Raw genomic sequence first — 12,630 nt, forward strand, 5'->3', positions numbered from 1 at the left:
AGTGAGTTCCTCTTTTCTATTCCATATAATGAATGAGATTTTCAAGTCCTAAATGAATCAATCCGCGTAAATAGTCCTCTTGAAAGCTTTCAGCCAACCTTAAATCAGAAAGTTCAAAGTAAGGAAAGACTTGAGTAAGTTCAATTCTGATATTTTCCAAATCATCCTTTGAAAAATCTAAGTGGTTGGTATAAATGACTATTCTAGTAGGATCGTACATACTAATAACCACTTGAAGTGCTTCATAGATATTTTTCACTAAAACTTCCTTTGGCTTTGGAAAAATGTCTTTATTACTAGTTAAAGGCAGGTGTTTGATTTCTCCACTTAAGCCATGTTTGCCGCGAAATAATTTTCCGTCATAAACTATGCCAGCACCTGGAGGATAATTTTCTGGATAATAAAGTGAAACATAAATTTCATCTGATGTATTTAATTCAACAGCGTAACCTAATGTGGCAGCATTGATATCATTTTCTATTATAACCTGAATACCAAACTTTTCTTGCACAAGCTGGCGCAGATTAAGATGAGATAGAGGTTCAAAATCCATTATTTTGAGTTTATCTTCAATTTCTACACCAGGTATGCCAAAGATAATGCTGCTAATAGAAGGATCTTTCTCAATAAAGACAGAAATATTTTGCTTAAGCAAATCCCAAATCAATTCATCTTTTGTAAATTCCTTCTCTTCAATCACCTCACCAAATAAGTTGCATACATGAAATAATGCAATGATGTCTTGATTTTTTTCCGTAAACTGAATAACTAAAAAATGAGTGAAATGTTGATTGAACTGATAAATTGAAGCACGTCTTCCACCGGTAATTGCTGGATTTTCTTGTATGGTTACCTCACCAGTTTCCACCAACTCGGATAATAGCTTATTGATACTAACCACACTTAGTCCAGAAATCGCTGAAAGATCCTTGGTAGATAAAGAACGATTTTCTCTTAACACGCTACGAAGGACATTTAGATTATGGTTTTTTATATTTCTAGGTTTGTGGGATTTCAATTTTTCACCTTCTTTTTTGCTGGTTAATCTTTCATTTCTTCACTGTAAGCTTCTTTTAAATCTGTCCAATACTTTTTATCTTCTTCGGTTATCGTTCGCAATATTCGACAAGGATTTCCGACAGCAACCACGTTATCTGGAATATTTCTAGTGACAACAGATCCTGAACCAATGACAACATTATTTCCAATATTTACACCAGGATTGATAACGGTACTTGCACCGACCCAAACGTTATCTCCGATTGTTATAGGTGTACCAAATTCTAACCCAGAAATACGGACTTCATGATCAATTGGGTGACCAGCTGTATAGACGCCGACTCTTGGCCCAAACATAACGTTGTCCCCAATGGTGATAGATGCGATATCCAGCATGATACACTCAAAATTAGCGTAGAAATTTTTTCCAACTGTAATATGACTCCCGTAATCACAGCGGAACGGACGCTCGATGTAAACATTTTCTCCAGTTTGCCCAAATAATTCATTGATAATTTCTACGCGTTTAGATCTTTCATCAAATGTTGAATGATTAAATTCGTCTATTAAACGTCTGCTTCTATTAATCATTGTACGTAATTCAGGACCGCCAGCCATGTATAAATCTCCCGCTAACATTCTTTCTCTTTGTGTTCTCACTTATTTCCATCCTTTCAAACTACCTTTATTAAGTTTATTAATTATGTTTATTAGGATAACATAATTTATTTTTTATCACAAATTACCATATGATATAAGCTGTTTATTTTACTTGAGGAACAAAAGAGAACGAAACTTGACTAGTTGAAAAAATTCCTTTAAGCTTTATGAGACATTGGTAGAAAGATATGGATTTATTCGATTGATATCTAGTATACGAATAGGAATGTACAAAGGAGGATTTGGAAAATGACAGCATCTATGAGATTGCGTTTTAACCTTTTGAAGTAATAATTAAATACTATTATTCAAAAGGTCCTGTTATGTTAGCAGAAACAGGGGAGCAGTCTGTCCATTTTTCAAATTCTATTTATCTAAAAAGATAGATATGAAAATTGTCAAAAGAGATAGAAATCTATCTCTTTTTTGCGTACCCAAAAATCTGTTAAGTGCACGGCCTAATTTAAGGAGTGCAAAATGATGAAAAATCTATCTATAAGATTAAAAGATATAAAAGTAATATTTGGCAATAAAAAACGAGTGGCTGCTGATTATGTTTTAGGTAAAATAGTAGTTCAAGCATTCTCTTTGGTGAAGGGAGTTTCGCTTTAATGGAAAATCAAACAAAAAATTGGCGAAAACAATTTGTCCCATTAATTTTAGGCCAATCCATTAGCTTGATTGGCAGTTCAGCTGTTCAATTTGCCTTGATGTGGTGGCTGGCAAGTCAAACAAATTCAGGTACAGTATTATCAATAGCAGGGCTTTTTGCTTTTTTACCTCAACTGATCATAGGTCCTTTTGCTGGAGTCTGGGTCGATAGAATGGATAAAAAGAAAGTCGTTATTATTGCTGACCTGTTTACTGGTCTGGTTGCTCTTTTTCTTTCCCTTTCGATTGTGATAGCTGAGGCACAAATAACACTGATCTTAGTTTCTTTGTTCTTAAGAGCAGTGGCAAGTGTATTTCATACACCTGCCATTCAAGCAATTGTTCCAACATTAGTTCCGGCAGATGAATTAGTAGAAGCTAATAGTTGGAATCAATTTTTACAATCAGGTGCCTATATGTTAGGGCCGGTAATTGGGGCTGTTCTTTATTCTATAGCGCCGCTGTGGGTCATTTTATTGACCGATACTTTAGGAGCAATAATCGCTTGCGGTATTATCGGAAGAATAAAAATTAAAAAAATTACGGCCTCTGGAGAAACTTCATCTTATTTCGAAGAGTTAAGGCTAGGGTTTAGAGAATTTGTTCAAAACAAGAATATCTTAAAAGTCACTATTATTGGCGTTTTTGTCATGTTCTTTTACTTGCCGCTTTCTTCTCTGTTTCCTTTAATGACAACGAACCACTTTCAATTATCCGCTCTTTTCGGGGGGATCATCGAAGTTGTTTATGCGTTTGGCATGCTTTTAGGAGCTGTAGTTATTGGAAAGCTCAATAAAAAACAGAATAAACTCAAGCAGAGTATTTATGGACTGATAGGCATTAGCGTAGTGACAGTACTATCAGGCGCTACATCAGGTAGCCTGATTGGATTTTGGTTGTTTGCCTTATTCTCATTTTTAATGGGTGGGTTTGGAAATCAATTCTCAATTCCTTTTACTGCTTATGTCCAAGAAGAGATTGCTGCAGAAAAATTGGGGCGTTTTTTCAGTTTTTATGGAAGTATTATGATTATCGCAATGCCAGTTGGATTGCTTTTAGCTGGACCTATGACTGATTTACTAGGAATAAATAGTTGGTTTTTAATTGCAGGAATTTGCAGCTTAGTTATTAGTATTTTCGGCTATTTTAGTATTGAATAAACCAAAACCAAAGTACTAGGAAAATTTGAAGAACTAAAGAAAAAACTTATGAAAAGAGCGACTGCCTTTTTTCATAAGTTTTTTTTGGCTATAATAATACACATTAGTAGAAATAAAGGATGTGATTGTTTGGTACGCTTGTTACACTATGCCAAAAGATATCGGAAACAAATTATATTAGGACCTTTTTTCAAATTTTTAGAGGCCTTCTTTGAATTGCTCTTACCTTTAATGATGGCAATGTTGATTGATGAAGGAATAGCCGTTGGAAATAGTACACGCATTTGGCAAATGGCAGGATGTATGGTGTTACTGACGGTGGCTGGGGGAGTTTGTGCTCTGATCTGTCAGTATTTTTCTTCTATTGCATCACAAGGGTTTGGAACGGAATTGCGTAATCAAATGATGAGAAAAATCAATCAGTTTTCCCATGATGACCTCAATCTCTTTGGAACAGATACATTAGTGACAAGGATGACCAATGACATTAATCAATTACAGCTGGCTTTGGCTATGTTGATTCGTCTTGTCGTGCGAGCTCCCTTTTTAAGCGTGGGATCTGTTTTGATGGCCTTTATCATTGACGCACGTTTAGGCATGCTTTACCTTCTATTACTACCCATTTTTTGTGTCATACTTTATTTGATTATTCGATATGCTGTTCCTTTGTATCAAAAAGTTCAACAGCGTTTGGATAGAGTGAATAAGCTGATTGCACAAAACTTGAGCGGTGTACGCGTGATTCGTGCTTATGCCCGAACAGAAACGGATACTAAGGTTTTTGCCAAGACGACAGATGAATTGGCCGATATTAACGAAAAAGTTTCCAATATATCTGCTTTATTATCTCCAAGTACGACATTAATTATGAATTTAGGGGTTATTACTCTATTATACTTAGGTGGTTTTTCTGTTAATGAAGGAACACTGCAACAAGGCCAGATCTTAGCTTTGATTAGCTATATGAATCAGATGTTGCTTGCACTGATCGTAGTATCAAATCTTGTCGTTATCTTTACCCGCGCATATGCTTCAGGGCAACGAGTAAATGAAGTGTTAGATACTGAACCAAGCCTAGTTTCTCCAGAAAATGGCAAAATTGAGAAGCAACTCAATCAGCCGCTGGTTGAATTTAATCATGTTGATTTTCGTTATAGTAAAGATGCTGGCCTTTCGTTAACGGATATTGATTTTTCGATAGAGGATAACACCGTTATTGGCATCACTGGTGGTACTGGTAGCGGGAAGTCAACGTTGACTCAGTTAATCCCACGTTTTTATGATTCCAGTGCCGGTACTGTCGATTTTATGGGACTAGATGTCAAAGAGTGGAACTTAAATGAATTGCGCAAACAGATTAAAATGGTACCGCAAATAGCGGTGTTATTTCATGGAACGATTCGTGAGAACTTACAGTGGGGAAAAACGGATGCAACGGATGACGAATGTTGGGAAGCGTTGAAAACAGCACAATGTTTAGAATTTGTCCAGAAGTTGCCAAGTAAGTTGGACACTCTTGTAATGGAAAATGGGAAAAATTTTTCTGGAGGTCAACGTCAAAGGTTAACGATTGCACGTGCAATCGTTAGTAAACCAAAGTTATTAATTTTGGACGATTCGTTATCTGCATTGGATTATCAAACAGACTTAGATTTGCGGGAAGCATTAAAAAATGATTTAAATGGTACGGTTATTATTATTTCACAACGTATCCGTTCATTGCAGCAAGCCAAGCAGATTTTGTTGATGGATAGTGGACGAATTTCAGCTGTTGGAACACATGAAGAGTTGTTAAAACATTCTGCAGCTTATCAAGAATTGGTTGCTTCACAGGAGGAGGTTTAAGATGGAAAAAATATCTTCCAAAGGATTCAAATTGTTTTGGCCATACCTTACTGCGTATCGAAAAGAATTAGGATTTGCCAGTTTATTTGGTTTAGTTAGCGGGGTAACGGTTGTTTTAATGACTTATTATATAGGAGTCGGAGTAGATTTGTTAATAGGAGCAGGGGAAGTGGATTTTTCTGTTTTATATCGAACGCTATTTTTATTAGCAGGAATTTTATTGGTTACAGTGGTTAGCCAATGGTTGATCCAAATTTTAGCGAATCGAGTCGCTTACAAGTCAATCGCAGAATTACGAAAAGATACGTTTATCCACTTAAACCAACTGCCATTAAATTATTACGATCAAACAGCTCATGGAAATATTGTCAGTCGATTTACAAATGATATGGACAATGTGTCTGTAGCTGTGGCTTCTGTACTGATGCAATTATTTTCCGGTGTATCGACATTAGTGGTTGCCTTTATTTTTATGATGGTTTTAAGCCCGATACTAACATTAGTTGTATTAGTTGCAACACCTGTTATCTTTTTTGTGATGTGGTTTGTAGCGAAAACCTCTCAGTATCGTTTTAAAAGTCAACAAGGGATAACGGGAGAATTATCTGGGTTTATTAATGAAAGAATTCTAAATCAAAAAATTGTTAAAGCTTTTCAACAAGAAGAATCTTCTCAAGAAAAATTTGAAGTCATCAATCAACGGCTATATGTAGAAGGACAAAAAGCACAATTTGCTTCTTCTTTAACGAATCCTCTTTCAAGAGTTGTGGATCACTTAGCGTATATTGCGGTAGGTTTAGTAGGTGGGCTATTGATTATTTATGGAAACACTGGTGTGACGATCGGAATTATTTCTAGTTTCACGATTTATTCGACACAATTTACAAAACCGTTTATTGAGATTTCCGGAATCACGACAGAAATTCAATTGGCAATAGCTGGACTTGATCGAACTTATGACATCATGAAGCAAACGATTGAAAAACCTGATGAAACAACTGCAAAGGTTCTAACGAATGCTAAAGGCGTAGTGGAATTTAAGCAAGTCGATTTTGCGTATAAAAAAGACCAACCTTTGATTACTGATTTTAGCTTGAAAGTTTATGCGGGAGAAACAGTTGCGATTGTAGGGAAGACGGGTGCTGGAAAATCTACATTGATCAATCTGCTTATGCGCTTTTATGACGTTGATGCAGGGAGTATCTCTATTGATGGAACCGACATTCGCGCTATTACACGAGACAGCTTACGTCAGAGTTTTGGCATGGTATTACAGGATACTTGGCTTTTTGATGGTTCTTTACGCGCTAATTTACGATATGGAAATAAAGAAGCGACAGATGAAATGATCTATGACGCATTGAAGAAAACTTATATGTATGAATATGTGATTCGGTTACCTGAAAAGCTGGACACAAATATTGGAGCTAGTGGAATAAAGGTATCAGAAGGTCAAAGACAATTATTGACGATTGCGCGTACGATGATTTCCAATCCGGATATGTTGATTTTGGACGAAGCAACAAGCTCTGTAGATACATTGACGGAGCAAAAAATTCAATCTGCTTTCTTGCAAATGATGGAGGGGCACACAAGTTTTGTTATCGCCCATCGATTATCTACTATTAAGAATGCTGATCAGATCATCGTTTTAGATCAAGGACATATTCTAGAAGTTGGCACACATGAGGAATTGCTGGAAAAAGGTGGAAGTTATGCTAAACTTCATAAAGCTCAGTTTACTGTAGAAGACTAGCAATACGCTTATTTTTTCAAAATGGTAGGCTCTCATTAGTTGGCAATTGACTTCTTTAGGTCCAGTATGATAGGATAATCATACGAACACTAACGAACGATAAAAATATACACAATGATGAGAAGAGTAAAGTATCCATTTCTTTTTTTAGAGAACCTGGTAAGGTGAAAGCAGGTAAAGAAATGCTACTCGAAGATGGTCTCGGAGTGGCTAATTTGATTGTAGCAGTTGATGCTATTTTAAAATTAGACGGGTCCTCCCGTTACAGTGGAACAGTATAACTTTTAAGTAATTTTTAAAGCGTACTGGTTGAGGCAAAAATAGTAATGTTTTTGCGAAAAAAGGTGGTACCACGTGTAGATTTAACATCTCCGTCCTTCTTTCATATGTTTCGGCATATGAAGGGAGGACTTTTTTTGTTCTTTTTTAGAGGTTCTGTGTTCAGAAAGCTTTTTTTTATTGTGAGGACAGGAGGGAGAGCAAGCAGGGGAAACAATATTCAAAAAACGAGGTATCATCAAAAAAATTATAATAGAAAGTAGGAAAATAAATGTTTAAATCTATAACAAAAGGATTTATTGCGTTAGCATCAATAATAGTTTTGAGTGCTTGTGGACAAAACGGAACTGCAGAAGATTCAGAAACAAAAAGTAACGGAAATGGTTTAGCGGAACAGCAAGAATTGAGCGTCAGTGTTCCAGCAAGTATAACGAGTATTGATACAATACAAACGACTGATAAAAATACTTTTACGATTATTCAACATTTATATGAAGGATTATACCGTTTGGATGAAGATAGCAACCCAGTTCCAGGTTTAGCTGCAGAAGAAGCCGAAATCAGCGAAGATGGACGAACTTATACATTTACTTTACGGGATGATGCTAAATGGAGTAATGGAGAACCCATTACTGCTCATGATTTTGTTTATTCTTGGACAAAACTAGCTAACCCTGAAACAGCTGCTCCAAATGCTTATTTACTGGATAGCGTTGTAAATGGACTGGAAGTACGTACAGGAGAGAAAGCGCTTGAAGAACTAGGAGTTGAAGCCTTATCCGATACCGAATTTCAAGTGGAACTAGTTGAACCTCTGCCATCTTTCTTAACATTGATTTCGGTTGTTTGGCTAGCTCCACAAAATGAAACTTACGTTGAGGAGCAAGCTGACAGCTATGCAGCTTCTAGCGAAAATGCGATTTATAGTGGTCCATTCGTTTTATCTAATTGGACACAAGGTGAAGAGACTTGGACACTAGAAAAAAATGATGAATATTATGCGGCTGATGAAGTGAAATTAACAAAAATTGATTTCAATACGATCAAAGAAGATCAGACTGGTATTAATTTGTTCAATGCAGGAGAATTAGATTTAACTAAAATTACTGGTCAATATGTAGCGCAATATCAAGATAATGAAGGGCTGGTTTCTCATAATGATATAGCAAATACATTTATTGATTTTAATAAAGAAGAAGGAACGCCTTTAGCGAATGAACATTTAAGAAAAGCGATTGCCCATTCTATTAATAAAGAAAATTTAGTCAACACGGTTCTAAATGATGGATCAGTAGCACTTAATGGACTGATTCCGAATAATCTTTATCGAAACCCGGAAACGGATGTTGATTTTAGAGAGTACAGCGGTGAGTATTTGACATACGATGTTGAAAAAGCGCAGGAAGAATGGAATCTAGCAAAAGAAGATCTAGGAGATTCTATAGAATTGAGTTTATTAGTTGCAGAAGATTACACAAATACTCAAACAGCGGAATATGTACAAAGCCAGATTCAAGAAACATTGGATGGCGTAACAGTTACAGTAAATAAACAACCTAAAAACAATGTAAACCAAACACGTGCGGATTCAAATTATGACATGTCTATTTCTGGATGGATCGCCGGTGATAATAACTTAGGTTATTACTTCATTTTATATGAAAATGGTTCTGCATATAATTATGGCAACTATCAAAATGAGAAGTTTAATCAATTAGTGACAGATGCAAAAACGGTAAACGCAAATGATGTGAATCAACAATTTGAAGATTACAAGCAAGCAGAAACCATTTTACTTGAAGAAGATGCAGCTCAAGTTCCGTTATACCAAGGCGCATCAAATTACTTGATTAATCCGAAAGTAAAAGGAATCCAATACCATCTTTATGGAGATTATTTCCACTTCAGAACAGCTTATTTGACTGAGTAGCATCTGATAAGAGCCTGCTCTTTTAGTTAATATAATGAAGAAAACTATTGATACCAGCAAAGATCCAAAAAGGAACTTGTTGTGGTGTCAATAGTTTTTTGTGTTTAAAAATGGATCTTGTATAAAATGTTGGATCACTAAAAAAATAGTTTTATTTCGCTAATCTTTTTTGTAGTAGACAAAAACTTATCTAACTTTCAGCTTGTACAATCAACCATCACATGGTTTCTCCCATTTTAAGTTCTAAATCCGTTTCATTTGTCATGTTAACGTGCTCTTATTTGTTTAGATCGTTCAATCAGTTCATTAAATGTTATTTCGTTCATGATAAATCCTCCTTTTTAGGTTACAACTATTTAAATGGATTAATATAGCACATTACGAATAAGTAGTATTCAAAGGTTGTAGCTATTTTTTATTTGAGTAGACACAATAAGCCATAATTCGATTAACTCAAAGCTATTTTTTATTTGAGTAGACGCAATAAGCCGTAATTCAATTAACTCAAAGCTATTTTTTATTTGAGTAGACGCAATAAGCCATAATTCGATTAACTCAAAGCTATTTTTTATTTGAGTAGACGCAATAAGCCGTAATTCAATTAACTCAAAGCTATTTTTTATTTGAGTAGACGCAATAAGCCATAATTCAATCAACTCAAAGCTACTTTTCATTTGAGTAGACGCAATAAGCCATAATTCGATCAACTCAAAGCTGTTTTCCGTTTGAGTTAATGAAATGAGTATCAGTTCGTTCAATTTAAAATAGAATTCTGATTGAAAGGACCAAATCTAAGGGACAATACCAAAAGAAATTACTAAAAATACCTTGATTGAGTGATGCTGTTTGACTAAATGCAGATACCCTTATCGAGCGTGCTAAGCTTATGGATAAACTTGTTCTAGTTAAACCGATGCCAAGCAAATCATTCTATATTTAGAAGAAAAAATATTTGTTATGCATCAAAAAAAGAAGATAATTCCGTCACTTCAGGAAATATCTTCTTTTTTATTATTAATTAATTTTCAACACTTGCGCGACTTAAATCAAATTCTACACCAACTGAATGGAAAATGATTCCTTTAACAGCCGGGTTCCGTAGTTGTGTTTCTGCTTCTTGGTACAAAGGAATGAAGGCAAAGTCATCTGTTAAGATTTTATGCGCTTCTTGAAGATCTTCCCAACGCTTTTCATCATCATTAGCATTTGTTGTTTTTGATTGATCGATCAGAGCATCATAATCAGAGTTGGAATAGCCGCCTTCATTATATGCTGAATCACTATATAAAAGATCCATAAAGTTGATGGCATCAGCAAAGTCAGCGCCCCATCCAGTAAGAAGGATATCGAAGTCGCGAGAGTCTGCTAGAGCAAGACGGTTCTTCTTAGGAACATTACGCAACTCAACAGAAATACCAGGTAAGTTGTTTTGAATTTGACCTTGGATGTATTGACTGATTTGTTTGCTTTTTTCATCATCATCCCCAACGAAAGAGATGGAAATATTATCCACGCCTAATTCAGCTTTGGCTTCTTCCCATAATTCTTGAGCACGCTCAATATCGTAAGAAAGGAATGAGTCAGTTTCTTCAGTGAAATCTTCTCCTGTAGAAGGGTTTGTGACAAAGTCAGCTGGTAAAAATCCACTGATTTCAGTAGATCCGTCAGCTAAAACAGTATTCACTAAATCATCGGTATTGATAACCAATCCTAATGCTTCTCTTAATTTTTCATTTTGCAAGTATTCGTTGTCCCAATTGAATTCCAAGTAAGAAGTTCTGGCTTTCTTTTGAACGACAACATTTTCATTATCAGCGTATTGTTTAACTATTTCACCAGTCAGTTGAGAGTTGTCAATTTGCCCGCCTTCAAATAAATTGACGCCGGTACTTGTTTCTTTGACAACTTGTACATTGACAGTATCTAAAGTTACTTCGTCAGCTGCATAGTAATCTTCATTTTTTACTAAGTCCCAAGTCAATCCGGTTCCATCCCAATTATCTAAAATAAAAGGACCATTTGCTAATAGTGCATCACTTGTAGTGCCGTAATCTTCGCCTTGTTCTTCAACAAATGCTTGATTTTGAGGGAAGAAGGCTGTGAAAGATAATAGGAATTCAAAGTAAGGTGTTGGTTGTGTTAAGTTAAAAGTGATTTCATAATCGCCATTAGCCGTAACCCCTAATTCACTTGGTTCTTTTTCACCTGCCATAATTTCATTCGCATTTACAATCGTTTCAGCTAAATAGCTATATGAAGCACCCGTATCTGGGTCAACTAATTTTTGCATAGCATATACGAAATCATTTGCAGTAACGGGATCGCCATTTGACCAGACAGCATCTTCACGAAGTTTATAGGTGTATGTAAGTCCATCTTCTGAAATGGTTCCCTCATCAGCTGCAATAGCGGGTACAGGATTCCCTTCTTCATCAATTCTCAATAAGCCTTCAATCACATGTCCTAAATAGTTTGAGCTATTGATGTCGGTAATTAATGCGGTATCCATAGTTGATAATTCTGTAGGTGCACTATAGTGAACTACTTGTCCTTCTGAATTGTTACTCGTTGAATCACTGCTGGATGTGCTAGAAGTATCTTCATTACTACTACATGCACTTAATAAGAATATGGTACTCAATGATGCTGCTAATTTATATGTTGTTCTCACTAGAAACACTCCTTAATCTAATTTAATTAATGCTATTTTAATATATTAACATATCTATACAAAAAATGTGTAATTTAAGCTAAAAAATTAGGTGTTTATGAATAAAAGGGTCGAAATACTGTATTTTAAGAGGCGTTATTGCATTATGAAAAAACCTACTGCAGTCTATCGGAGAAGATAGACTGTAGTAGGTTTCTAGTTTTCAATTGCTATTTGATAAGAAGCTAGCAACTTAAGTTTTTTTGATGAATTTTTCACGGCAATGCGGACAAGTGATAGTGATTTTTCCTTTGTTTCGCGGCACACGTAATTTTTTATGACAGTTGGGACAAGCATAGTATTTGTATACTTTTCGTTGTAAAAATTTATTGCGCTTTTGATTCCAACTTCTAGTTAGCTGACGTGTGAAGGTCAAAAATTTTTGGTTTTCTTGGTACCTTTTTGTCCGATTACGGGAAAATGCTCGGTAGTAACCAAAGAGAATGGCTGCCCAACCTAGTAATCCAATAATTGACCAATGAAATAAATTAGCCAAGACGAGGATAATCAGTCCTCCGTATAGCAAATAGTTAGAAAGCTTATCTACGCCGTATCTGCCAATCATAAATTTTTGAAGTTTAGCTCTTAATTTTCCCATGTAAAGTGGTCGCCTCTTTCTATTTCTATCAAGTACATACTA

The 12,630-nt window shown here is 35.5% G+C and carries 10 protein-coding genes and 1 other annotated feature; of the genes, 5 read left to right on the forward strand and 5 right to left on the reverse strand.

Annotated features, from left to right (window positions below; genetic code table 11):
• Nucleotides 1–16: 16 nt before the first annotated feature.
• Nucleotides 17–1,018 (reverse strand): ROK family protein, encoded by a 1,002-nt coding sequence (locus BR65_RS11575; RefSeq protein ID WP_034538303.1) that lies wholly within the window; start codon nt 1,016–1,018, stop codon nt 17–19.
• Between the two features lie 23 nt (nt 1,019–1,041).
• The gene (locus BR65_RS11580) at nt 1,042–1,659 is read right to left on the reverse strand and encodes a sugar O-acetyltransferase (RefSeq protein WP_034538305.1); all 618 of its coding nucleotides are present in this window, start codon (nt 1,657–1,659) and stop codon (nt 1,042–1,044) included.
• Nucleotides 1,660–2,139: 480 nt separating this feature from the next.
• On the opposite strand from BR65_RS11580, the gene BR65_RS14165 reads away from it, so the two are divergent.
• The 5 genes from BR65_RS14165 to BR65_RS11600 all read left to right on the forward strand — a co-directional run bounded on the left by BR65_RS14165 (nt 2,140) and on the right by BR65_RS11600 (nt 9,280).
• Nucleotides 2,140–2,271 (forward strand): hypothetical protein, encoded by a 132-nt coding sequence (locus BR65_RS14165; RefSeq protein WP_280512910.1) that lies wholly within the window; start codon nt 2,140–2,142, stop codon nt 2,269–2,271.
• Nucleotides 2,271–3,470 (forward strand): MFS transporter, encoded by a 1,200-nt coding sequence (locus BR65_RS11585; RefSeq protein ID WP_034538307.1) that lies wholly within the window; start codon nt 2,271–2,273, stop codon nt 3,468–3,470. The genes BR65_RS14165 and BR65_RS11585 overlap by 1 nt, the downstream gene beginning before the upstream one ends.
• 129 nt (nt 3,471–3,599) lie before the next feature.
• Complete coding sequence (locus BR65_RS11590) at nt 3,600–5,315, forward strand: ABC transporter ATP-binding protein (protein WP_034538308.1); 1,716 nt, start codon at nt 3,600–3,602, stop codon at nt 5,313–5,315.
• Nucleotide 5,316: 1 nt separating this feature from the next.
• Nucleotides 5,317–7,071, forward strand: a complete 1,755-nt coding sequence (locus BR65_RS11595) for an ABC transporter ATP-binding protein (protein WP_034538310.1) — start codon at nt 5,317–5,319, stop codon at nt 7,069–7,071.
• Nucleotides 7,072–7,176: 105 nt separating this feature from the next.
• Nucleotides 7,177–7,453 (forward strand) — a binding site (T-box leader).
• Nucleotides 7,454–7,621: 168 nt separating this feature from the next.
• Nucleotides 7,622–9,280 carry a peptide ABC transporter substrate-binding protein gene (locus BR65_RS11600; RefSeq protein WP_034538311.1) on the forward strand — a complete coding sequence of 553 codons (1,659 nt, stop codon included), beginning with the start codon at nt 7,622–7,624 and terminating at the stop codon, nt 9,278–9,280.
• A 395-nt stretch (nt 9,281–9,675) separates the two neighbouring features.
• Here BR65_RS11600 and BR65_RS11605 read toward each other — a convergent pair whose 3' ends face one another.
• From BR65_RS11605 to BR65_RS11615, 3 genes are all read right to left on the reverse strand, one after another.
• Complete coding sequence (locus BR65_RS11605; RefSeq protein ID WP_034538312.1) at nt 9,676–10,038, reverse strand: hypothetical protein; 363 nt, start codon at nt 10,036–10,038, stop codon at nt 9,676–9,678.
• 260 nt (nt 10,039–10,298) lie between these two features.
• Nucleotides 10,299–11,951: a peptide ABC transporter substrate-binding protein gene (locus tag BR65_RS11610; protein WP_034538314.1), complete on the reverse strand. Its 1,653-nt coding sequence runs from the start codon at nt 11,949–11,951 to the stop codon at nt 10,299–10,301.
• A gap of 232 nt (nt 11,952–12,183) precedes the next feature.
• Nucleotides 12,184–12,588, reverse strand: coding sequence for a zinc ribbon domain-containing protein (locus BR65_RS11615; RefSeq protein ID WP_034538315.1), 405 nt, complete (start codon nt 12,586–12,588; stop codon nt 12,184–12,186).
• Nucleotides 12,589–12,630: the final 42 nt, after the last annotated feature.

The organism is Carnobacterium inhibens subsp. inhibens DSM 13024, assembly GCF_000746825.1.
GTDB lineage: Bacteria > Bacillota > Bacilli > Lactobacillales > Carnobacteriaceae > Carnobacterium_B > Carnobacterium_B inhibens.